The sequence below is a fragment of the Micromonospora sp. MGP-C2 genome, from assembly GCF_057766525.1.
On record NZ_JBYMEN010000002.1, the window covers coordinates 3,655,407 to 3,676,345 of the forward strand.

At 71.7% G+C, this 20,939-nt stretch carries 21 protein-coding genes and 1 pseudogene; 10 read left to right on the forward strand and 12 right to left on the reverse strand.

The window, feature by feature from the left end:
* Positions 1 to 21: 21 nt before the first annotated feature.
* The 6 genes from AC3CF1_RS16590 to AC3CF1_RS16615 form a co-directional block, all read right to left on the reverse strand.
* Entirely contained in the window at positions 22 to 1,206 is a 1,185-nt protein-coding gene (locus tag AC3CF1_RS16590) for an ABC transporter permease (RefSeq protein ID WP_088950342.1), read from the reverse strand.
* Positions 1,203 to 2,171 (reverse strand): ABC transporter ATP-binding protein, encoded by a 969-nt coding sequence (locus AC3CF1_RS16595; protein ID WP_488450791.1) that lies wholly within the window; start codon positions 2,169 to 2,171, stop codon positions 1,203 to 1,205. Before AC3CF1_RS16595 ends, AC3CF1_RS16590 begins: the two co-directional genes overlap by 4 nt.
* On the reverse strand, positions 2,168 to 3,559 hold the full coding sequence (locus tag AC3CF1_RS16600; RefSeq protein ID WP_488450792.1) for an efflux RND transporter periplasmic adaptor subunit: 1,392 nt from the start codon (positions 3,557 to 3,559) through the stop codon (positions 2,168 to 2,170). The genes AC3CF1_RS16595 and AC3CF1_RS16600 overlap by 4 nt, the downstream gene beginning before the upstream one ends.
* Positions 3,560 to 3,643: 84 nt before the next feature.
* Complete coding sequence (locus AC3CF1_RS16605) at positions 3,644 to 4,936, reverse strand: hypothetical protein (protein WP_354981713.1); 1,293 nt, start codon at positions 4,934 to 4,936, stop codon at positions 3,644 to 3,646.
* 44 nt (positions 4,937 to 4,980) lie between these two features.
* Positions 4,981 to 5,781, reverse strand: a complete 801-nt coding sequence (locus AC3CF1_RS16610) for an alpha/beta fold hydrolase (protein WP_354981714.1) — start codon at positions 5,779 to 5,781, stop codon at positions 4,981 to 4,983.
* Between the two features lie 104 nt (positions 5,782 to 5,885).
* The gene (locus AC3CF1_RS16615; RefSeq protein ID WP_088950347.1) at positions 5,886 to 6,806 is read right to left on the reverse strand and encodes a proline dehydrogenase family protein; all 921 of its coding nucleotides are present in this window, start codon (positions 6,804 to 6,806) and stop codon (positions 5,886 to 5,888) included.
* Positions 6,807 to 6,955: 149 nt separating this feature from the next.
* On the opposite strand from AC3CF1_RS16615, the gene AC3CF1_RS16620 reads away from it, so the two are divergent.
* From AC3CF1_RS16620 to AC3CF1_RS16630, 3 genes are read left to right on the forward strand one after another with little or no spacing between them, the layout of a single operon-like run.
* Positions 6,956 to 7,228 carry a hypothetical protein gene (locus AC3CF1_RS16620; RefSeq protein WP_231927149.1) on the forward strand — a complete coding sequence of 91 codons (273 nt, stop codon included), beginning with the start codon at positions 6,956 to 6,958 and terminating at the stop codon, positions 7,226 to 7,228.
* A 1-nt stretch (position 7,229) separates the two neighbouring features.
* Positions 7,230 to 8,396, forward strand: a complete 1,167-nt coding sequence (locus tag AC3CF1_RS16625) for a glutathionylspermidine synthase family protein (protein ID WP_141911314.1) — start codon at positions 7,230 to 7,232, stop codon at positions 8,394 to 8,396.
* A gap of 19 nt (positions 8,397 to 8,415) precedes the next feature.
* Positions 8,416 to 9,003 carry a CGNR zinc finger domain-containing protein gene (locus tag AC3CF1_RS16630; RefSeq protein WP_088950349.1) on the forward strand — a complete coding sequence of 196 codons (588 nt, stop codon included), beginning with the start codon at positions 8,416 to 8,418 and terminating at the stop codon, positions 9,001 to 9,003.
* 29 nt (positions 9,004 to 9,032) lie between these two features.
* Here AC3CF1_RS16630 and AC3CF1_RS16635 read toward each other — a convergent pair whose 3' ends face one another.
* Both AC3CF1_RS16635 and AC3CF1_RS16640 read right to left on the reverse strand, forming a co-directional pair.
* On the reverse strand, positions 9,033 to 9,839 hold the full coding sequence (locus tag AC3CF1_RS16635) for a sugar phosphate isomerase/epimerase family protein (protein WP_354981715.1): 807 nt from the start codon (positions 9,837 to 9,839) through the stop codon (positions 9,033 to 9,035).
* Positions 9,840 to 9,914: 75 nt separating this feature from the next.
* Positions 9,915 to 10,859: a Ppx/GppA phosphatase family protein gene (locus AC3CF1_RS16640; RefSeq protein ID WP_088950351.1), complete on the reverse strand. Its 945-nt coding sequence runs from the start codon at positions 10,857 to 10,859 to the stop codon at positions 9,915 to 9,917.
* 80 nt (positions 10,860 to 10,939) lie between these two features.
* Here AC3CF1_RS16640 and AC3CF1_RS16645 point away from each other — a divergent pair.
* The 3 genes and pseudogenes from AC3CF1_RS16645 (at position 10,940) to AC3CF1_RS16655 (ending at position 12,355) form a co-directional block, all read left to right on the forward strand.
* Positions 10,940 to 11,736 (forward strand): annotated as a pseudogene (locus AC3CF1_RS16645) (DUF3109 family protein).
* A gap of 35 nt (positions 11,737 to 11,771) precedes the next feature.
* Positions 11,772 to 11,972 carry a ribbon-helix-helix domain-containing protein gene (locus AC3CF1_RS16650; protein WP_145790112.1) on the forward strand — a complete coding sequence of 67 codons (201 nt, stop codon included), beginning with the start codon at positions 11,772 to 11,774 and terminating at the stop codon, positions 11,970 to 11,972.
* Entirely contained in the window at positions 11,972 to 12,355 is a 384-nt protein-coding gene (locus tag AC3CF1_RS16655) for a type II toxin-antitoxin system death-on-curing family toxin (RefSeq protein ID WP_210791041.1), read from the forward strand. Before AC3CF1_RS16650 ends, AC3CF1_RS16655 begins: the two co-directional genes overlap by 1 nt.
* Before the next feature lie 15 nt (positions 12,356 to 12,370).
* Here AC3CF1_RS16655 and AC3CF1_RS16660 read toward each other — a convergent pair whose 3' ends face one another.
* A complete protein-coding gene (locus tag AC3CF1_RS16660) occupies positions 12,371 to 12,949 on the reverse strand; it encodes a TetR/AcrR family transcriptional regulator (protein ID WP_112674345.1) in 579 nt (192 codons plus the stop codon).
* Positions 12,950 to 13,476: 527 nt separating this feature from the next.
* Between AC3CF1_RS16660 and AC3CF1_RS16665 the strand changes: the two genes are divergently transcribed.
* Positions 13,477 to 14,130, forward strand: coding sequence for an NADPH-dependent F420 reductase (locus AC3CF1_RS16665; RefSeq protein WP_355160109.1), 654 nt, complete (start codon positions 13,477 to 13,479; stop codon positions 14,128 to 14,130).
* 61 nt (positions 14,131 to 14,191) lie between these two features.
* Here AC3CF1_RS16665 and AC3CF1_RS16670 read toward each other — a convergent pair whose 3' ends face one another.
* A complete protein-coding gene (locus tag AC3CF1_RS16670) occupies positions 14,192 to 14,875 on the reverse strand; it encodes a response regulator transcription factor (RefSeq protein ID WP_030329696.1) in 684 nt (227 codons plus the stop codon).
* Positions 14,876 to 14,898: 23 nt separating this feature from the next.
* Positions 14,899 to 16,182, reverse strand: a complete 1,284-nt coding sequence (locus AC3CF1_RS16675) for a sensor histidine kinase (protein ID WP_355160110.1) — start codon at positions 16,180 to 16,182, stop codon at positions 14,899 to 14,901.
* 204 nt (positions 16,183 to 16,386) lie between these two features.
* Between AC3CF1_RS16675 and phoU the strand changes: the two genes are divergently transcribed.
* Complete coding sequence (gene phoU, locus AC3CF1_RS16680) at positions 16,387 to 17,040, forward strand: phosphate signaling complex protein PhoU (protein WP_088952041.1); 654 nt, start codon at positions 16,387 to 16,389, stop codon at positions 17,038 to 17,040.
* 65 nt (positions 17,041 to 17,105) lie between these two features.
* Here the strand turns inward: phoU and AC3CF1_RS16685 are convergent, their stop codons facing one another.
* Entirely contained in the window at positions 17,106 to 17,873 is a 768-nt protein-coding gene (locus AC3CF1_RS16685) for a phosphoglyceromutase (protein ID WP_141911319.1), read from the reverse strand.
* Between the two features lie 152 nt (positions 17,874 to 18,025).
* On the opposite strand from AC3CF1_RS16685, the gene AC3CF1_RS16690 reads away from it, so the two are divergent.
* Both AC3CF1_RS16690 and AC3CF1_RS16695 read left to right on the forward strand, forming a co-directional pair.
* On the forward strand, positions 18,026 to 19,312 hold the full coding sequence (locus AC3CF1_RS16690) for an MDR family MFS transporter (protein ID WP_488450793.1): 1,287 nt from the start codon (positions 18,026 to 18,028) through the stop codon (positions 19,310 to 19,312).
* 98 nt (positions 19,313 to 19,410) lie between these two features.
* On the forward strand, positions 19,411 to 20,706 hold the full coding sequence (locus AC3CF1_RS16695; RefSeq protein ID WP_488450794.1) for an MFS transporter: 1,296 nt from the start codon (positions 19,411 to 19,413) through the stop codon (positions 20,704 to 20,706).
* Positions 20,707 to 20,939 lie beyond the last annotated feature (233 nt).

Here is a 20,939-nt window from a genome sequence, read left to right on the forward strand (position 1 = left end):
GTCCCGTTGCTCCGACCCTGCTCATTCGGCGCGGAGCGCGACCACCGGGTCGAGCCGGCCGGCGCGCTGCGCGGGCACGACCCCGAAGACGATGCCCACCACCGCCGAGACGCCGAAGGCGAGCGCCAACGACCACCAGGTGATCGCGGCGGGGATCGGCGACAGCGCGTTGACCAGCAGGGCGGTCCCCACGCCCAGCGCCATCCCGGTCAGCCCACCGATCGTGGTGAGCAGCACCGCTTCGAGCAGGAACTGCACCCCGATGTCGCGCGGGCGCGCGCCGACGGCCTTGCGGAGCCCGATCTCCCGGGTCCGCTCCCGGACGCTGACCAGCATGATGTTGGAGACACCGACGCCGCCGACGAGCAACGAGATGCCGGCGATGGCGGCCAGGACGCCGGTGAGGACGCCGAGGATGTCGCCGAGCACACCGAGGATCTGCTGCTGGGTGACCGCGCTGAACTCGGTGTCGGGGTGGCGGCGGTTGAGTTCGGCGACGATCCGTTCGCCCAGTTCGTCGATGCGCTCCCGGTCGGGTGCCTTCACCGCGATGCCGTCCACCCGCTGGGTGCCCCACAGTCGCTGTGCGGCGGTCACCGGTACGTGCACCTCGTCGTCCCGGTCGACACCGAGGCTCTGCCCCAGTGGCGCGAAGACGCCGATCACCCGGAACCGCACCCCGGCGAGCGCCACCTGCTGGCCGAGCGGGTCCCGGTCGGGGAAGAGCGCGCGGGCCACCGAGTCGCCGAGCACCGCCACCCGCCGACTGGTGTCCACGTCGGTGCCGGTGAGGTAGCGGCCCCGGGCCAGCGACCGGGTGAACACCGCCGGGGTGGTCTCCAGCACCCCCTGCACTGTCGTGAAGTCCGAGCGGGCGCCGGCTCGCGCGGTCGCACCGGAGGCGACGGTGACCGCCACCCGGTCCGGGTCGCCGACCACCCTGGTGACGGCGTCCACGTCCTTGAGGGTCAGCGGCGAGACCACCGGCGCGTTGCCCACCTCGATCCGGCCGGGGACGACCAGCAGCAGGTTGGAGCCGAGGCCCTCGACCTGTTGCTCCACCTTCTGCTTGGTGCCGGTGCCGATGGCCACCAGCAGGACCACCGAGGCCACCCCGATGATCACCCCGAGCATGGTCAGCGCGCTGCGCAGCCGGTTGGCCCGTAGGGCGTCCAGTGCCACCCGCCACGCCTCGGCGACCCTCACGTCGCACCTCCGGACCGCTGGACACCGGGCTCGCCCGGGTCGGCCCCGCGCGGAAGGCGCCCGGTGGCTCCGGCGGCGCCACCGGAGCCACCGGACGGGTGCCCCGGACCGCTTCCGGACGCGGACCGGGGCTCCGCGCTGGGAGCGGGGACCAGTGTCGCAGGTCGACCGTGATCAACGGACGGCGGTCGATCATGGTCGGAGTGCGGGTCGTCGCCGTCCGCGTCCGCCGGGCGTACGGCCGCGGCGCCGTCGGCCGCGGCGCCGTCGGCCGCGGCGCTGTCCGCCACGACCGCGCCGTCGCGCATCGTGATCCGGCGACGCGCCCGCGCCGCCACCTCCTGATCGTGGGTGACCATCACCAGCGCCACGCCGGACTCCGCGTTCAGTCGCTCCAACAGCTCCAGCACCGCCGCGCCGGTGACGCTGTCCAGGTTGCCGGTGGGCTCGTCGGCCAACAGCACCGTCGGTTCGGTGACCAGCGCGCGGGCGATCGCGACCCGTTGCTGCTCACCGCCGGACATCTGGTTGGGCCGGTGGTCCAGTCGGTGCCCGAGGCCGACACGGCCGAGCATCGCCGCCGCCCGCTCGCGGCGCTGCCGGGCCGACACCCCCCGGTAGACCAGCGGCAGGGCCACGTTCTCCACCGCCGAGGTACGCGGCAGCAGGTGGAACGCCTGGAAGACGAACCCGATCGTCTCGTTGCGCAGGGTCGCCATCTCCGGCGGGGCCAGCGCGTTGACGTCCCGCCCGCCGATCACCAGACGGCCACCGGTCGGCCGGTCCAGCCCACCGAGCAGGTGCATGAGCGTGGACTTGCCCGAGCCGGACGGGCCGACCAGGGCCACGTAGTCCCCCGGTTGCACGACCAGCGACACCCCGCGCAACGCCTCCACGGACACCCCGTCGAGGTGGTACGTCCGGGACACGTCCACCGCCTCGATCGCCGGCGGGACGCCGGTCACCGCACCTCCTGGCCGTCGCGCACCTGGTCGGTGCCGCGCACCACGATCCGGTCACCGGGTTGGACGCCGTTGAGGATCTGCACCAGATCCGACCCCTGGACGCCCACGGTCACCGCCGCCCGGCCGGCCCTGCCCTCGCGGACCACCCAGACCGCGTCCCGGCCGTCGGCGGAGAACACCGCAGAGGCGGGAACGGTCACCGCGTCGGCTGCCTCGCGGACCCGCAGGTGGACGATCGCGTTCATGCCCGGGCGGGGCGTGGGGGCCGGCTCGTCCTCGGCGAGCTTCCCGGCGCCCAGTGCGAGGCGCACCCGGTAGCTGACCCCGCCCTGCGCGGAGCTGGTGGGCAGCACGTCGACCGAGCGGACGGTGGCGTCGTAGCTGGCGCCGGTGACGGCGTCCAGCTCGACAGTGGCCGTCACACCGGCCTTGACCAGCAGCACGTCGGTCTCGTCCACCTCGGCGAGCAGCCCCAACTGCCCGGTGTCGACCACGGTCAGCACCTGCGTACCGGCGGTGACCCGGCCGCCGACCGCGACCGCGTCGTCCACCCCGGCCGGCGGTCCACCCTGGCTGGGGGCCAGCACCGACGGGTCGAGGCCGGCGGCCTGAGCGCCACCGGCCTGCTCCAACAGCCCGGCGAGGCCTCCGGTCCCGCCGCCGCTGGCGCGGGTGCCGCCGGGTTGCACCACACCGGCGATCGGAGCGCGCAGGGTCAGCGCGTCGACTGTCGACTTCGCCAGGTCGTACCCCTGCTGTGCCTGGAGCCGCTGCGCCGCGGACAGCGCGCCGACGGCGGAGTTCAGCCCGCTGATCCCCCGCTGCACCGCGCGGACGGCCTGGTCGGCGCTCCGGGCGGCGGCAGCGTACTGCCGCTGGGCGGACGTCACCTGGGTCAGCAGCGCGTTCTTCAGCTGCGGGTCGGCGATCTTCTCGGCGGCCTTCCGGGCGGCGTCGAACGCCTCGTTCGCGGCCTTGTCGGTGTCGCGCCGGCTGCCGGTCAGGTCACCCGTCGAGACACCCCGCCCGGCGCGCTTCGCCGCGTCCAACGCCTCCTTCGCCTGCCGCAGCCGCTGCTGGGCGGAGGGCGAGTCGACCACGGCGAGAACCTGGCCACGCTTCACCGACTGTCCCGGTTGGACACGCAGGCTGGACAGGGTGCCGTCGGCGGGAGCGGTCAGGGTGGCGGCGGCCCGGGCCGTCACCGTCGCGGGCGCGTCGATGACCTCGCTGACCGGGTTGCGGGCGGCCGAGGCGAGCGCGACAGGCGGCTGGTCGTCACCGCACGAGGCGGCGGTGGTGGCGGTGAGGACGGCGACGGCGGTCAGGGCGATGAGCAGGCGGGGCCGCGTGGTGCTGGCGGGCCGCGGCAACTGAGGGCGGCGCACCCATCGATGGTACGACCAGCCGTCCCGCTGACCGCGAGCCGCTCGGTCACTCCCGCCCGAAGGCCCTGGACGACGAGGTGTCGGTCAGGCGGTGGCGGCGCGGACGTACGCGACGCACTCGTCGTGCAGCGTCGACCACTGCTCGCCGAACGCCTGCTCGGCGGCCTCGTCGAGGGTCTTGCGGTCGTGCACGACGATCTTGAAGAAGGACAGCAGCCGCTGCGGCCCGTACCGGTCGACGAGGTGTCGGACGGCCAGGTAGCCAACCCCGTAGCTGCCGCCGACCCGCTCGGCGGAGGCGTCGTCGGCGGGGTTGATGCCCTCCAACTTGCCGTCCCAACCGCCCCGGACCAGCTTGCGGACCTCGGCGATCCCCTCGTACCGGTCGACCGCCTGGCCGCCAGCGCCGGCGAACTCGGCCAGCCCCTCCACCAGCCACCAGGTCGCCTTGCCCGGGTAGCCACGCTCGGGCAGTGAGGCCGCGTGGGTCAACTCGTGCCGGAGCAGGTCGTCGGTGCCGCTGCTGGACAGCCCGTCGGCGTTGAGCACCACCTCGTGATGGCCGCCGCCCACTGTCACCGCGTAACCGCCGGTCCATTCTGGCCGGTCGCCGCCGTACCAGCGTTTCCACTCGTTCCGGCCGGCGTAGAAGATCCGGTAGCGGTCCGGCGGCGACGCCCCGGGCGCCACGTACCCGTCGGCGACCTTTGCCGCCGCCTCGGCCTGGGCGAGCAGGCCGGGCAGCTTGCCGCGCAGCGCTGGCGTGGTGGCGACGATGGTCCGCGCGCCGATCGCCACGGCGAGGTCGCTGATCTCCCATGGTCGGGTGCCGGTCTCCGTCGACCTGGATTCCTCCATGGCGACCAACCGGGGCTGGTCGCCGTTCTCCCGCCAGCGGGTGCCGATCAGCACCGGGCTGGGCTGGCAGTTCGGTGCGACGAAGCAGTACTGGAAACGCACCAGGAGCCGCCACTCGCCCGGCTTGTCGGTGATCGGCGCGGGCAGACCGCTCGGCTCGGCCCGCCAGACGGTGACCTTCAGCCCGCGTAGCGCGGCGAAGCGACGGCGCAGGTCACTGTGCGCGGCAGGGTCGGCGACGGCGAGGAAGGCGGCACGGTCGCCGCCGAGCAGGGCCGTGGACTGCCGTTGGAGCTGGGCGGTCATCTGGTCGGCCAGCCCTCGGGCCACCGCGGTGGCGGGATCGTCGGCCGTCGAGACGCCGGCCCGGCTGATCGTGGAGCGGATGCCGTTCTCCCGGATCACTCCGACGACGAGCAGCGCCGGCAGGCCACAGCCCAGCAGCAGGAAGACCACCACGAGCACCGTCCACAGCGGCCAGAGCCGCCGTGGTGCTGGCTGCTGCACCCCGTCAGTCACCCGCCGAAGGGTACGACCAATTGCTGAGAGGGGCGAGGCCGACCCTAGGCACCGGTGCACACCGCCAGGAAGCCGAGCAGCTCCTCGGCGGTGCGCTGCGGCCGGTCGGCGTGCGGGTAGTGGCCGGACTCCTCGATCATCCGGGCCTCGGCGGTGCGGAAGAGCCGGCGGGTGGCCCGGGCCTCCGCGCCCGGGTCGGGGAAGTCCGGATCCTTGGAACCCATCAGCACCAGCACGGGTTGCCGGACCTGGTGGGCGCGGGCCGTCCAGTGCGGCTCGGCCGGCGCGATCACGCCGCGCGTCGCGGCCATCCGGCCGGGTTCACGCAGGTTGGCCACCATCGACCGGCGGTACGCGACGTCGTCGGCGGGCCGGTGCACCGGGAAGAGCCTGTTGTGGAACATCCCGAACAGTCGAGGGCTGCGCAGCACTGCGGCCTGCGTCAACCGCAGCAGCGGGTTGAGCTTCGGCTGACCGACGAACGCGCCGATCTGCACGATGCCGGAGACCAGCTCGGGGGCGTCGGTGGCGGCGAAGACCACCGCCGCGGCGCCGGACGAGCTGCCGACCAGCACGGCCGGCCCGGCATCGAGGTCGCGAACCACGGCCAGCAGGTCGGCGCCGACCTCGGCCGGTGCGTACGTGGGCCAGCCGGCACTGGACTCCCCGTGCCCCCGGACGTCGACCGAGGCGACCCGGTAACCGGCTGCCACCAGCAGTGGCGTGAGGTGCCGGAAGCTCGCCCGGTTCTCCCCCATGCCGTGCACGAGGACGACCAGCGGGCCCTGCCCGTGCGCCTCGTACGCGATGTGTCCGCCGTCGCGCCGCACCTGGCCACTTGTCACAGCTCAGAAGCTAAGGCTCCTGGTCAAGCGCGTCACCCGGATCGCGCGAAACGGGCCGGCTGCGACCTCGGGGCGTCACCGCCGGCCCGTCGACCGATGTCGGGTTACTTCTTGGAGATCAGGGCGCGGCCGAAGAAGACCAGGTTGGCCGGGCGCTCGGCGAGCCGGCGCATCAGGTAGCCGTACCACTCGTCGCCGTACGGGACGTAGGTCCGCACTGTGTAACCCTCGCCCGCGAGGCGCGCCTGCTCCTCGGGGCGGATGCCGTAGAGCATCTGGAACTCGAAGCGCTCCGGCCCCCGGTCGAACCACCGGGCCCGGTCCTCACCGATCGCGATCATCCGAGGGTCGTGGGTGGCCAGCATCGGGTAGCCGTCGCCGGACATCAGGATGTTCATGCAGCGCACGTACGACTTGTCCACCTCACGGGCCGACTGGTACGCCACCGACTCCGGCTCCTTGTAGGCGCCCTTGCACAGCCGCACCCGCGACCCGGCCGAGGACAGCTCCCGGCAGTCCGACTCGGTCCGGCGCAGGTACGCCTGGAGCACCGCGCCGGTCGACGGGAAGTCCTTGCGCAGCCTGCCCAGCACCTCCAGCGTCGAGTCGGTGGTGGTGTGGTCCTCCATGTCCAGGGTGACAGTGGTGCCCGCCGCGTCGGCCGCCGCGCAGATCGCCCGCGCGTTGTCGTACGCCAACTGCTCGTCGAACATCTGGCCGAGCGCGGACAGCTTCACACTCACCTCGGCGGCCGGGGTCAGCCCCGCGGCGGCGAGCATCTTCAGCAGCTTCAGGTATTCGTCGCGGGTGGCGACGGCCTGCTCGGGGGTGACGGTGTCCTCACCGAGGTGGTCGAGGGTGACCGCGAGACCGTCGTCGACGAGCCCGCGGGTCGCGCGCAACGCGTCGTCGGTGGCAGCGCCGGCGACGAACCGGCGGACGACGTCCCGGGTGTACGGGGCAGTCGCGACGAGCCGCTCGACCTGGGATGACCGGGAGGCGGCGAGGATGACGGAACGGAGCATGAGCCGAGCGTAACGCCCCTGCCAGGGCCCCCGCCGAGGGGCGGCGGTGCGGCCCGGCCGGATGCCGGGAAGGGCCCGTTCCACAACAAAGTCCCTCCTGACCCAGGGGCGGGACGGCGGCGGTGGCGCCGATCGGCTACAACGATGCCGTGGACCAACGCCCCCGCCGCCGGCTCCGGTCGGCCTCCGTGCAGCTCGGCGCGCTCACCGCTCTCGCGCTCGCCCTTTCCGGCTGCAACATGACCTCGGACGACGACGATGACGACGACTGCGCCCTCGGGCCCGTCGGCGGCGGCGACACCGTCGCGCTGGCGATGCGGGTCCCCGACTCCGCCGCCGGTCGTGCCGCCCCGGAGCCGACCACCGCAGCTCTGCCCGATCGCGGCGGGTTCGGCACCCACCTCGCCTCCTGCGGCGGCTGACATGCGCCGTGTGACGGTCACACCCCGACCCGACTGGGACACCACGATCCGGGAGCAGGGGCTGGTCTACGTCGACACCGAGCTGCCGGACGGCGGGATCATGTCGTACTGGGACGAGACCGCCGCGTACGCCTTCGACCTGGACGAGGTGCTGCGCCTGGAGGAAGCCACCGAGGAGCTGCACCGGATGTCCGTGGCCGCCGCCGAGCACGTGGTGACCCACCGCCGGTACGCCGAGTTCGGCATCCCGGAGTGGGCAGCCGACGCGGTGGCCCGGTCGCTGCGCGAGGCGCCACCCACCCTCTACGGGCGCTTCGACCTGGCGTACGACGGCACCTGGCCACCGAAGATGCTGGAATACAACGCGGACACCCCTACCGCGCTGGTCGAGGCGAGCATCATCCAGTGGTACTGGCTGGAGGAGACCCGACCGGAGCTGGATCAGTGGAACAGCCTGCACGAGCGGCTGGTCGGCGCCTGGGCCAAGATCGGGGCCGGGTTGCACGAGCGCCGGGTGCACGTGCTCTGGTCGAACGAGGAGGAGTCCGGCGAGGACCACATGACCGCCGGCTACCTCGCCGAGACCGCCCGACAGGCCGGCCTCGACGTCGAGCTGCTCCCGATCCAGAAGATCGGCTGGGACGGCCGGCGTTTCGTCGACGCCGACGACCTTCCGGTGACCACGTGCTTCAAGCTCTACCCGTGGGAGTGGATGCTGGCCGAGCCGTACGGGCCGGCGGCGCTGGCCCCGGGCACCCCGACCACCTGGATCGAGCCGGCCTGGAAGCTGCTGCTGTCCAACAAGGCGCTGCTCGCCGTCCTGTGGGAGCTGTACCCCGACCACGAGTACCTGCTCCCGGCGTACCTCGACTCGCCGCGCGGCATGTCCGAGTACGTGGCCAAGCCCCTGCTCGGCCGGGAGGGCGGCTCGGTACGCATCGTCACCGCCGACGAGGAGATCACCAACCCGGGGATCTACGGCGACGAGGGCTGGTGCTACCAGGAGTTCCGGGCGCTGCCGCAGTTCGAGGGCAACCGGATGGTGCTGGGCAGTTGGATCGTCGACGGCGAATCGGCCGGGGTGGGGGTGCGGGAGAGCGCCAGCCTGATCACCGACGGCTACGCGCGGTTCCTGCCGCACTACATCGACGCGCCGCGCACCCCGTGAGTCGTCTACCGTTGGGGGCGTGAACTTCGACGCGTACGCCCGGACCGGTGTTGACCTGGTCAACGCCCGCCTGGACGACCTCGACGACCTGCGGGCCCTCTTCCCCGACGACAACGCCTGGATGCGCGACGAGGTCGCGGACCGGGACGTCGCGATTTTCCGACGGGCCCAGAAGCGGTTGCGCGACGTCTTCGAGTACGGCACCTCCGGGCGTGACGGCCAGGCGGTCACCGAGCTGAACGCGCTGCTGGAGGCGTTTCCGGTGCAGCCGCGCATCTCGGGGCACGACTCCAGCGACTGGCACATGCACGTCACCAGCCGGGGCGCCTCGGTCAGTGCCGAATACCTGGCCGGCGCGGTCTGGGGGCTGTCGGTCTGGCTCTGCGAGTACGGCAGCGCCCGGTTCGGGGTCTGCGCCGACGAGCGGTGCGGCAACGTCTACCTGGACACGTCGTCCAACTGCTGCCGGCGGTTCTGCTCGGAGCGGTGCGCCACCCGCTCGCACGTGGCGGCGCACCGGGCCCGCAAGCGGGCGGCGATCGGCGAGCAGGTGACGGTCGCCGCGCAGCCGACCGCCGGCGTCGACTCGCTCTCGCCGGTCAGCTGACACCGCCCCGCCCTGTTCGGGCGGACGGGTCAGACGTCGACAGGTGACGGCGCGGTCAGGTGCTGGCGGGCGAACTCCAGCGCGGCGCGCAGGTCGGCCTCGCGCACCGCGCGGCTCTTCGCGCCCCGGGTGGCGACCTCCACTGCCACCGACCCGGTGAAGCCACGCCCGGCCAGCGAGGAGAGCAGCTCGCCGCACGGTTGGGTGCCACGACCGGGCACCAGGTGCTCGTCGCGGCCCTCACCGGTGCCGTCGCCGAGGTGCACGTGCGCCAGGCCGGCGCCCATCCGGTCGGCCATCTCCAGCGGGTCGCTGTGCGAGGCCGCGCAGTGCGACAGATCCAGGGTGTACGACGGGTAGCCGGTGTCGGTGGGATCCCAACCCGGGACGTACGGGACGAACTGCCGGCCTGCCATCCGCACCGGGTACATGTTCTCCACGGCGAGGCGCAGCCCGGGGAACCGGTCCCCGGCGGTGGCCAACCCCTCGGTGAAGTTGCGCGCGTAGTCCCGCTGCCAGGTGAACGGTGGGTGCACCACGACGGTCGGCGCCTCCAGCGTCTCGGCCAGCTCGGCGGCCCTGCGCAGCCGCTCCCACGGGTCCGGGCTCCACACCCGCTGGGTGACCAGCAGGCAGGGCGCGTGCACCGAGAGCACCGGCACGCCGTAGTGCTCCGAGAGGCCGCGCAGCGCGCCAACGTCCTGGCTGACCACGTCGGTCCAGACCATCACCTCGACGCCGTCGTAGCCGAGTGCCGCAGCCAGTTGGAACGCCGCCGCGGTCGGCTCGGGAAAGACCGACGAGCTGGACAGGAGCACGGGAACGCGGGAAGTCACATCAACCAGCGTAGCCCGGCAGCGCCCGGGACATCGTGACGAGCGCCGGCAAACCGACCGAAACCGGGAGCCCGCTCAGATCGGTTCGAGTTGATCCAGCCGACGGAGGATGACCCCCTCGCGCAGCGCCCACGGACAGATGTCCAGCGAGTCCAGATCCAGGCGGCGCATCACCGCCTCGGCGACCACCGCGCCGGCCAGCAACTGGTGGGCCCGCCCCGCACTGACACCCTCCAGCTCCATGAGCTGCGCCGGTGGGATGTGCCGAATGAACCCGATGACCTGCCGCAACCCGGCGCGGGTCAGGCTGCGACGCACCCAGAGCCCGGAACCGGACGGTGCCGCCCCGGCCAGTCGGGCCAGGGTGCGGAACGTCTTCGAGGTGGCCACCGTCCGATCCCAGCCGACCTCGGTCATCTGGTCGACCACCTTGTCCAGCCGGCCGTCCACGTACTCGCGGAGCTTCTCGACGGCCTCCGCCGACGGCGGGGCCGCGCTGGCCGGGTCGACCCGCAGTCGCTCCCGGGTCAGCCGGCCGGCGCCGAGCGGCAGCGAGACCGCGGCGGCAGGGTCCTCGTCGATCCCGGCGGCGATCTCCAGGGAGCCACCGCCGATGTCCAGCACCAGCAGCCGACCAGCCGACCAGCCGAACCACCGCCGCACGGCCAGGAACGTCATCCGCGCCTCGTCCGCGCCGGAGAGCACCGCCAGCCGTACGCCGGTCTCGTCCCGGACCCGGGCCAGCACGTCGGCCGCGTTGGTGGCGTCGCGCACCGCGGACGTGGCGAACGCGATGAGGTCGTCGGCCTCCAGCCCGGCGGCCGCCGCCTTCGCCATGCCGACGGCCTTGACCAGCCCGTCGGCGCCCGCCTCGGTCAGCGCACCGTCGGGGCCGATCTGCTCGGCCAGCCGGAGCACCACCTTCTCGGAGTGCGCCGGCCACGGGTGCGCGCCGTGGTGCGCGTCAACCACGAGGAGGTGCACCGTGTTGGATCCAACGTCGAGGACACCCAGTCGCATGGTGAAGACCCTAGGCGCAACACGTTTGCGCGGCTCGCCGGCCTGCGGACGTCACCGCGCGTACGCTGGGCCGGGTGACGATGGAGCTCCGTGTGCTGGTGGACGACCCGGGCGATCCGCGCAGTCGCGAGGTGCCACTGGATTTTCCCGGGAGTGGATCGAGTTCGCCGACCCGGCTGACGAGACGCACCTGATCCGGGCCGACCTGACCTGGCTGCTCTCCCGCTGGACCTGCATCTTCGGCAAGGGCTGCCACGGCATCATCGCCGGTCGGGCCTCCGACGGTTGCTGCTCGCACGGGGCGTTCTTCACCGACTCGGACGACGAGAAGCGGGTCCGCAACGCCGTCAAGCGGCTCACCCCGGAGACCTGGCAGCACTTCCGGCGCGGGTTCAAGAACTGGACCGACGAGGACACCATCGACGGCAAGAACCCGGCCCGCCGCACCGCCACGCAGGGCGCCGAGGGCCCGTGCGTGTTCCTCAACGACGCCGACTTCGCTGGCGGCGGTGGCTGCGCCCTGCACGGCCAGGCGTTGCGCGACGGCGTGCACCCGTTGGAATACAAGCCGGACGTCTGTTGGCAGTTGCCGATCCGCCGCGATCAGGACTGGGTCAAGCGCCCCGACAACTCCAAGGTGCTGGTCTCCACCCTGTCCGAGTTCGACCGGCGGGGCTGGGGAGCCGGCGGGCACGATCTGGACTGGTGGTGCACCTCCTCCACGGACGCGCACGTCGGCGCCGAGCCGATGTACCTGTCGTACGGGCCGGAGCTGACCGCGCTGATCGGCGCTGCCGCGTACGAGCGGCTGGCCGAGCTGTGCGCGGCCCGGACGAAGCAGGGCATGGTCGCCCCGCACCCCGCCGACCAGATTTAGCAGATCTTGGTAGCAGAGTTGCTACCATTTTCGGCATGGCCATGACGCTGCGACTTGACGACGACCGTGAACGGCGACTCCGTCTCGTCGCGGACGAAGAGGCACGGTCGATGCACGCCGTCGTCGTCACCGCGATCGACGACTACCTGGCCCGGCGGAACGCCAAGGAGTTCGGCGACCTCGCCGACGAGATCATCGAGCGTCACGCCACGCTGCTCGCTCGCTTGGCGGAGTGATGACGGAGATCCGTTACCCCACGCTCGCTGACGTGGCGGGCATCGCCCGCAAGATCGGCGTTGGGATCAGGGACGCCGGCCTCGTCGAGTCGGCTGTGGCCCGGCCGCAGACGAGCGTGTTCGGGGAAGACGCCTACCCCGACCTGTGGACCAAGGCTGCCGCACTGCTGCACTCACTGGTCAACAACCACCCGTTCGTGGACGGCAACAAGCGGATCGGCTGGATCGTGGCGATCACCTTCCTGCTCCAGAATCACGCCGTCACCATCGCTCAGCTCGACGAGGTCGACCAGGACATCGCGTACGACCTGGTCATCAGCGTGACGGAAAGCCGGCTGACCGAGGTGGCCGAGATCGCCGCCGCGCTGCGCAAGCTGTTCTGAGCGCTCGGCGGCCGGTCAGCGCAGGGCGTCGTCGACCAGAGTGCGGGCGCTACGCCGAGCCGCCTCGGCGATCGCCGGGTCGCCGTCCAGCACACCGCTGGCGAGCCCGCCGTCCAGCAACAGGGTGAGCTGCCGGGCGAGCAGTTCCGGTTCGGCAGCGCCGGCCTGCCGGGCCAACTCAGTCACCCAGGCGCGGACCACGGTCTTGTGCTCGACTGTCCGGGCGTGCACCGGCCCGCCCGCAGGTGACTCGGCGGCGGTGTTGATGAACGCGCAGCCGTGGTAACCATCCCGGCGACAGGCTCCGACCAGCGCGTCGAACATCCCGACCAACTGGTCGCGCGGCTCGTCGCCGGCGTCCCGGGCCGCCGCCCGCAACGCGCCGAACCACGCCTGGTCAACCCGATCGAGGTACGCCAGCACGAGATCGTCCTTACGCGGGAAGTGCTTGTAGAGCGTCGCTTTCGCCACGCCCGACTCGGCGATCACCGTGTCCACGCCGACGCCGCGCGGCCCGTGCGCGTAGAACAGCCGGAACGCGGTGTCCAGGATCCGGTCCCGGGCCGAGCCGGCCGGGGTGCGGGGCGCGGGCATCGGCACTCCCTCGATCTGCTGGTGGCGGCACAGATCCTACAGACGGTTCCGTCTGCAAATCCCACCGCGTCAACGGCCGGCACCGCTTGGGCGTGGCTCGCCTGACCTCCCACCGCCTTTGGCGCGTCCACTGTCCGGTCCTGGGGGCACCCCCCGCGACCCCTGTAGAGCTGCCCCAGATATGGGGCGGACCCTTCAAAGCGGGCGGCAGCACGGGCAGCACGGGCAGCACGGGCAGCACGGGCAGCGCGGGCAGCACGGGCAGCACGGGCAGCGCGGGCAGCGCGGGCAGCGCGGGCAGCGCGGGCAGCGCGGGCAGCGCGATTCCAGTCCGCCTGGAGCCACACGCCTGACCGCCCCACATCTGGGGCAGCTCTACAGGTTGCGCAGGGCACACCCAGCCCCGCCCTGGCACGTGACCTTGACGCGCACGACGCTTTCACGGGGCAGTAGTAGACAGACCTGTCTGTTAGTCTGCCGACACTCAGCACGAGTCCACCCGGCACACCGACGGAGGATCGATCGACATGCGTATCGCAGTTCTCGGAACCGGCTCGGTCGGGCAGGCGATCGCCGCTCGCACCGCGGAGTTGGGCCATCAGGTCACCATCGGCACCCGCGATGTCGCGGCCACCCGGGCCGGCGATTACGCCGCTTGGTCAGCGCAGCACCCCGAGGTCGGCCTGGCCACCCTGGCCGAAGCCGCCAGCGCCGCCGAGCTGGTGGTGAACGCCACAAACGGCAACGGCTCGCTCCCCGCGCTGACAGCGGCCGGCGCACCGAACCTGGCCGGCAAGGTGCTGCTCGACATCGCCAACCCGCTCGACTTCGGCGCGGGCTTCCCGCCCACCCTGTCGGTGCACAACACCGACTCCCTCGCCGAACGCATCCAGCGCGAGTTTCCACAGACCTTGGTGGTCAAGTCGCTCAACACGCTGACCGCCGAGCTGATGGTGCATCCGCGTCAGCTCGCCGACGGCGAGCACAGCGTGTTCGTCTCCGGTGACGACGCGGAGGCCAAGCGGATCGTCACCGGGCTGCTCATCAGCTTCGGGCACACCGACGTGATCGACCTCGGCGACCTCTCCACCGCGCGGGGCACCGAGATGCTGCTGCCGCTCTGGTTGCGGCTCTACGGCCGGCTCGACACCGCCATCTTCAACCTCAAGCTCGTCCGCTGACCGAGCGCCAACAGCCCGAAGGGGGCCTGCGTCGAACGCAGACCCCCTTCGGGTACGCCGATCACGGCTCGAACTTGTAGCCCAGACCCCGCACGGTGACGATGAAGCGCGGCGCGGACGGCTCCGGCTCGATCTTGGAGCGCAGGCGCTTGACGTGCACGTCCAACGTCTTGGTGTCACCGACGTAGTCGGCCCCCCAGACCCGGTCGATGAGCTGGCCACGGGTCAGCACCCGGCCCGCGTTGCGCAGCAGCAGCTCCAGCAGCTCGAACTCCTTCAACGGCAGCTGCACAGCGCCGCCGTCGACGGTCACCACGTGCCGCTCGATGTCCATCCGCACCGGCCCGGCGGCCAGCGTCGGGGCACCCGCCTCGGCCACCTCCGGGCTCTGCCGGCGCAGCACCGCGCGGATCCGGGCGACCAGTTCCCGCGGCGAGTACGGCTTGGTGACGTAGTCGTCGGCGCCGATCTCCAGCCCGACCACCTTGTCGATCTCGCTGTCCCGGGCGGTGACCATGATGATCGGCACGGCCGAGCGCTGCCGCAGTTGCCGGCAGACCTCGGTCCCCGACATCTCGGGCAACATCAGGTCGAGCAGCACGATGTCGGCGCCGGTCCGGTCGAACTCGGTGAGGGCGTCGGTTCCGGTCGCGGCGACCGAAACCTCGAAACCCTCCTTACGGAGCATGTACGACAAGGCGTCGGAGAACGACTCCTCGTCCTCGACCACGAGAACGCGGCTCAACGGGGATTTCCTTTCCATTGCTGTCAGACCTGCCGTAGCCCAGCCGGACCGGTCTCGATCCCAACCGGCGGCAGTGTCGCCAGGAGGTCGTCCGGTGGACTGGCAGGCAGCCGGAGGGTGAACGTCGATCCACCACCAAGAGTGCTCGACACCTCGACCCGTCCGCCATGGTTGCTCGCGATGTGTTTCACGATCGCCAGCCCGAGCCCGGTGCCGCCGGTGGCACGTGAGCGGGCCTGGTCGGCCCGGTAGAACCGTTCGAAGATCCGGTCCACGTCGGTGGGCGCGATGCCGATGCCCTGGTCAGCGACGGCGATCTCGACGTGCTCGTCGTCGCCGCGCAGGGTGACCCGCACCGCGGTGTCCGCGCCGGAGTAGTTGATGGCGTTCTCCACGAGGTTCGCCACCGCCGTGGCGAGTTGCGAGTCGCTGCCGTACGCGGTGAGACCCCGCTGACCGTCCACGGTCACCTCGACACCTCGGGCGGAGGCGGTGGTGCGGGTCCGATCGACGACCTCGGCGATCACCCAGTCCAGCGCGACCGGCTCCGGTGGCGGCTGCGGTTCGGCGCCCTGCAACCGGGTCAACTCCAACAACTCCTGCACCAGCCGGCCCAGCCGGGTCGACTCGTGCTGGATCCGTTCGGCGAACCGGCGGGCGGCCACCAGGTCCTCGGAGAGGTCGGGCGCCGCCGCGTCGGCCGGTTCGGTCGCGTCCAGCAGGGCCTCGGCCAGCAGTTGAAGCGCGCCGATCGGGGTCTTCAGCTCGTGGCTCACGTTGGCAACGAAGTCGCGTCGCACCCGGGTCAGCCGGTGCGACTCGGTCACGTCGACCGCCTCGACGGCGATGAAGCCGTTGCCCAGACCCATCGCCCGCAGGTGCACGCCGAGCGGGTTCTCGCCCGCGCTGTCGCGACCTCGGGGCAGGTCAAGCTCGATCTCGCGCCGCACGCCGGTGCGTCGCACCTGACCGGCAAGGGTACGGATCAGCGGGTGCGCGGCTATCGAGCCGGGGCTGCTGCCGGCACGCAGAAGCCCCATCGCGCGGGCGGCCGGGTTGATCAGCACGGGCTCGTCGTCGTTGTCGAGTACCACGACACCGGCCCGGAGCGAGTCGATCGTCCGGCGGCCGAGCCCGGTCTGCTGCTCGTCGGCTATCGCGGGCCTCCCCCTGCTCCAGCGGGAGCTCGCGCTGCCCGTCGACGTGGAGCGGCCGTCCCGCGCGGGCAGGAACCGGGGCAGCAGGAAACCGGCGGCCAACCCGGCCACCAACGCCACGGCGACCACGACCGCCACTGCCCACTCCACCCGGCGATCGTAGGGTCATTGTTAACCTGGCTACCACACAGATCGGGACGAACCACCCTCACTTTCAGAACTGTTCACCCACGCGTCTGGCGTCGTTCACCGTGGTTCATCCGGGGTCCGTCCGAGCGCCCTACCGTTGGCGTCGCACCTGCTCAACCCCCTGCGCCGGCACCCGTCGGCGGCGACCGACCACAGGACGTGATGATGCGCGACGAGTTCCGGGCCGACCTCCAGATCGTCAGCCAACTGCTGGTGGACATGGCGGAGGGCGTCCGCGCCGCCATGCGCCAGGCCACCCGGGCCCTGCTCACCGCCGACCGGCAGGCCGCCGAGACGGTCATCGAGCGGGACGCCGAGATCGACGACCTCTACCGGCACGTCGAGGAGCGGGTCTGTGACCTGCTCGCCCGACAGGCGCCGGTCGCCTCCGACCTCCGGGCGATGATCACCGCGCTGCACGTGGCCGCTGATCTCGAACGGATGGGCGACCTGGCCGAGCACGTGGCGAAGACCGCGCTGCGTCGGCACCCCTCCCCGGCCGTCCCGGCCGAGCTACGGACGGTCTTCACCGAGATGTCCGAGATCGCCGACCGGATGGCGGTGAAGATCGGCTCGGTGCTGGCGAAGCCCGACGTCGACCTCGCCAGCGAGCTGGACGGCGACGACGACGCCATGGACGAGCTGCACAAGAACCTGTTCGCGGTGCTCCTCGGCGACGACTGGCCGTACGGGGTGGAGACCGCGATCGACGCCACCCTGCTGGGTCGCTTCTACGAGCGCTTCGCCGACCACGCGGTCAACGCCGGCGAGCACGTGATCTACCTGATCACCGGGCAGAGCGCGCCCACCAGCAACTGACGTACGAGACGAGAAAGGGCCCCCGGTCATCGCTTCGCGCGTGACAGGGGGCCCTTTCCGACAGTTCAGCGGCCCTGGTTGGCCACCGCCGCGGCGGCTGCCTTCGCGGCGGTCGGGTCGAGGTAGGTGCCACCCAGCGTGAGCGGGCGCAGCTGCGGGTCCAGGTCGTAGCGCAGCGGGATGCCCGTCGGGATGTTGAGCTTGGCGATCGCCTCGTCGGAGATCTGGTCGAGGTGCTTGACCAGGGCACGCAGCGAGTTGCCGTGCGCGGCCACCAGCACCGTCCGGCCGGCCAGGATGTCCGGCACGATCGAGTCGTACCAGTAGGGCAGCATCCGGTCGACGACGTCCTTGAGGCACTCCGTGCGCGGCATCAGCTCGGTGGGCAGCAGCGCGTAGCGGGGGTCACCCACCTGCGACCACTCGTCGTCGTCCGCGATCGGCGGCGGCGGCGTGTCGTACGACCGGCGCCAGAGCATGAACTGCTCCTCGCCGTACTCGTCGAGGGTCTGCTTCTTGTTCTTGCCCTGCAGGGCGCCGTAGTGCCGCTCGTTGAGCCGCCACGACCGGCGCACCGCGATCCAGTGCCGGTCGGCGGCGTTGAGCGCCAGCTCGGCGGTGCGGATCGCACGGCGCATGACGCTGGTGTGCACGACATCCGGCAGCAGGCTGTGCTCGCGCATCAGCTCACCGCCGCGCCTCGCCTCGCCCTCGCCCTTCTCGGTCAGGTCGACGTCCACCCAACCGGTGAAGAGGTTCTTGGCATTCCAGTCGCTCTCACCGTGTCGCAGCAGGACCAGCGTCCCGACGGTGGGCCCTTCGCTCGCAGTCATGCGGATCATCCTGCCTCAACCGACGAGGGGACACGCGGGCAGCCGTCGTGACGACCACCACGTGAAAATCCGGGTGACCAGCGGCTCGGCCCGCCACTAGGGTTGTAAGGCGCGACAGTCATATCGGTCATTACTTGCAAGCGGGGCGCCATATGCGGACGATGCGGAGCTGGTTCCGGGACACCACCGGCGGCCTGCCCACCACCTTCTGGTACCTGTGGTCGGGCACCCTGATCAACCGGCTCGGCTCGTTCGTCCTCGTGTTCCTCGCCATCTACCTGACCCAGGAACGCGGCTTCTCGGCCTCGCAGGCCGGGCTGGTGATCGGTCTGTGGGGCGTCGGCGGCGCGTTCGGCACCACCGCCGGCGGCACTCTCGCGGACCGGTGGGGCCGGCGACCGACGTTGCTCACCGCACACGTGGGCGCCGCCGCGATGATGCTCGGCCTCGGCCTGGCCCGGGACCTCTGGGCGGTGGCGCTGGGCGCCCTGCTGCTCGGCATGTTCGCCGAGGCGGCCCGACCCGCGTTCGGCGCGATGATGATCGACGTGGTGCCGGCGAAGGACCGGCTGCGGGCGTTCTCGCTCAACTACTGGGCGATCAACCTGGGCTTCGCCTGCGCCGCCGTCCTCGCCGGTCTCGCCGCGCAGGCGGACTACCTGCTGTTGTTCGTGGTCGACGCGGCCACCATGCTGATCACCGCGCTGATCATCTTCAGCCGAGTGCCGGAGACCCGACAGGCCCGTTCGGTCACCGCCACCGCAACCACCACGGCTCCGCGCGGCGCCCTGCGCACGATCCTCACCGACCGGGTCTACCTCGGCTTCGTGGCACTCAACCTGTTCGCAGCGCTGGTCTTCCTCCAGCACATCTCGATGCTGCCGATCGCGATGGGCGACGACGGCCTGAGCCCGGCCACCTACGGCTCGGTGATCGCGCTGAACGGCATCCTGATCGTGGTCGGCCAGCTCTTCGTGCCCCGACTGATCCGGGGTCGGAGCCGCTCACACGTGCTCGCGCTGGCATCCGTGGTGATGGGCGTCGGGTTCGGGCTGACCGCGTTCGCCGGCACCGCCTGGTTCTACGGGCTGACCGTGCTGATCTGGACGGTGGGCGAGATGCTGAACTCGCCGTCCAACTCCACGCTGATCGCTGAGCTCTCCCCCGCCGAGCTGCGCGGCCGCTACCAGGGCGTCTTCTCCCTCTCCTGGCAGATCGCCGGGGCCAGCGCGCCGATCCTGGGCGGCCTGGTGCGCGAGCACATCGGCAACGACGCGCTCTGGTACGCCTGTGCCGCGCTCGGCGTCGTGACCGCGGTGGCCCACCTGGTGTCGGGGCCGGCCCGGGAGCGGCGTGCCGCCGCGCTGCGCCGCTCCGGCGAGGCGCTGACACCGGTCACCGCCACCCGGGGGTCCCAGCCCGCCGAGGCCGCCGTCTGACGACACGCCCGAGGTTCGGTATTCAACTGGCGCGAGGCGGGCCGGGTTTTCTACCGTGCAGGTGAAACGGTTAAGAAACTGAACTGTAGGGAGGTCGGTTGTACGCCGCGCGGCGCTGGTGGCACGACACCGCAGGCGGACTCCCCGCCACCTTCTGGTACCTCTGGGCCGGACTGTTGATCAACCGGGCCGGCGCCTTCGCCATGCTGTTCCTCTCGCTGTACCTCACCGACGTACGCGGGGCGAGCGTCGGGCTGGCCGGCACTGTCGTCGGCGCGTACGGGGCCGGTGGAGCGGCCGGAGTGCTGCTCGGCGGGGTGCTCGCCGACCGGTGGGGTCGCCGGGCGACGCTGCTCGCCGCGCACCTGGCAACGGCCGCCCTGATGGTGGCGCTCGCCTTCAGCCGACCCCTTCTCCTGATCGCGGTGCTCGCCGCGCTCGTCGGCGTGGTCCACTCGATGCCCAGCCCGGCGTTCGTCGCGGCGATCGTCGACGTGGTGCCCGCCGAACGCCGCTCACGCGCCTTCAACCTCCAGTTCTGGGCGTTCAACCTGGGCATGGCTGTCGCCTCGTTGCTCGCCGGGGTGCTGGCCGAGGCGAGCTTCACCGCGCTGTTCCTGGTCGACGCCGGTGCCACTCTGACCGCCGCCGCCGTGATCGGCTGGAAGGTGCCGGAAACCCTGCGGCTGGCCAAGCCCACAGCCGACCGTCCGCCGGCCGCTCGTCCAGCCACCAGGTCCGCCCGGCCCCGCGGGCCGGGGCTGCACACCGCGCTGACCGACCGCACGTTCCTGGTCTTCGTCGGGCTCACCTTCGTGCTGGCCGTACTCACCACGCAGACGTCCACGATCATGCCCTTGGCCATGCGGGCGGACGGCCTGGGCCCGTCGGCGTACGGGGTGGTGGTGGCACTCGGCGGCGCGCTGATCGTGATCGGGCAACTGTTCGTGCCCCGGCTGATCGACCGGCACCGCAAGGACGTCGTGCTGGCCGCCTCCACCGCACTGCTGGCGCTCGGCTTCGGGGTGCTCGCCCTCGCCGACGAACTGGCCGTCTACCTGGGTGCAGCGGTGGTCTGGACGGTCGGCTCGATGCTCGCCGCCCCGCCCAACGCGCAGATCAACGCCGACCTGGCACCGCCGCAGTTGCGCGCGCGCTACCAGTCGGTCTTCTACCTGACGTTCCCGGCAGCCGCCTTCATCGCTCCCACCCTCGGCGGAGTGAGCCTTCAGCACCTCGGCGATCTGCACTGGCTGATCGTGGGTGGGGTGGGCCTGCTGGCCGCGCTCGGGCATCTGCTGGCCGGGCCACCGCGGGAACGACACGTCGCCGCGCTGCGTCAGGCCGCCCAGCCGGAACCGACAACAACCGCAGACCGCGTGCCAACGGCGTAATCGGCATTCCACGGCAAAGCGCCCACCGTGACCCGAAAGTCATGGTGGGCGCCCGCCGGTGGGGCCGGCGGCGGCGGGCAGACACTCACCCCCGTAAGCGTCGCCCGCTCACGCCGCCGGTCCAAACAGGTGGTCACCGTCCCCCAACGGTTGTCCACCCGTCCCCTCGCACCTCGCCTGGTGCGCGGATCTGATCGATCCGCCGCTCCCCCGAACGTTTCCAAGCGTGGTGC

Excerpts from the sequence above, each read along its gene's own strand:
- AC3CF1_RS16665 (WP_355160109.1), top strand. The coding sequence starts at position 13,477 with ATGCGTATCGCAGTTCTCGGAACCGGCTCGGTCGGGCAGGCGATCGCC.
- AC3CF1_RS16625 (WP_141911314.1), top strand. The coding sequence starts at position 7,230 with ATGCGCCGTGTGACGGTCACACCCCGACCCGACTGGGACACCACGATC.
- AC3CF1_RS16640 (WP_088950351.1), bottom strand. The coding sequence starts at position 10,859 with ATGCGACTGGGTGTCCTCGACGTTGGATCCAACACGGTGCACCTCCTC.
- AC3CF1_RS16615 (WP_088950347.1), bottom strand. The coding sequence starts at position 6,806 with ATGCTCCGTTCCGTCATCCTCGCCGCCTCCCGGTCATCCCAGGTCGAG.
- AC3CF1_RS16685 (WP_141911319.1), bottom strand. The coding sequence starts at position 17,873 with ATGACTGCGAGCGAAGGGCCCACCGTCGGGACGCTGGTCCTGCTGCGA.
- AC3CF1_RS16690 (WP_488450793.1), top strand. The coding sequence starts at position 18,026 with ATGCGGACGATGCGGAGCTGGTTCCGGGACACCACCGGCGGCCTGCCC.
- AC3CF1_RS16660 (WP_112674345.1), bottom strand. The coding sequence starts at position 12,949 with ATGCCCGCGCCCCGCACCCCGGCCGGCTCGGCCCGGGACCGGATCCTG.
- AC3CF1_RS16655 (WP_210791041.1), top strand. The coding sequence starts at position 11,972 with ATGACGGAGATCCGTTACCCCACGCTCGCTGACGTGGCGGGCATCGCC.
- phoU (WP_088952041.1), top strand. The coding sequence starts at position 16,387 with ATGCGCGACGAGTTCCGGGCCGACCTCCAGATCGTCAGCCAACTGCTG.
- AC3CF1_RS16650 (WP_145790112.1), top strand. The coding sequence starts at position 11,772 with ATGGCCATGACGCTGCGACTTGACGACGACCGTGAACGGCGACTCCGT.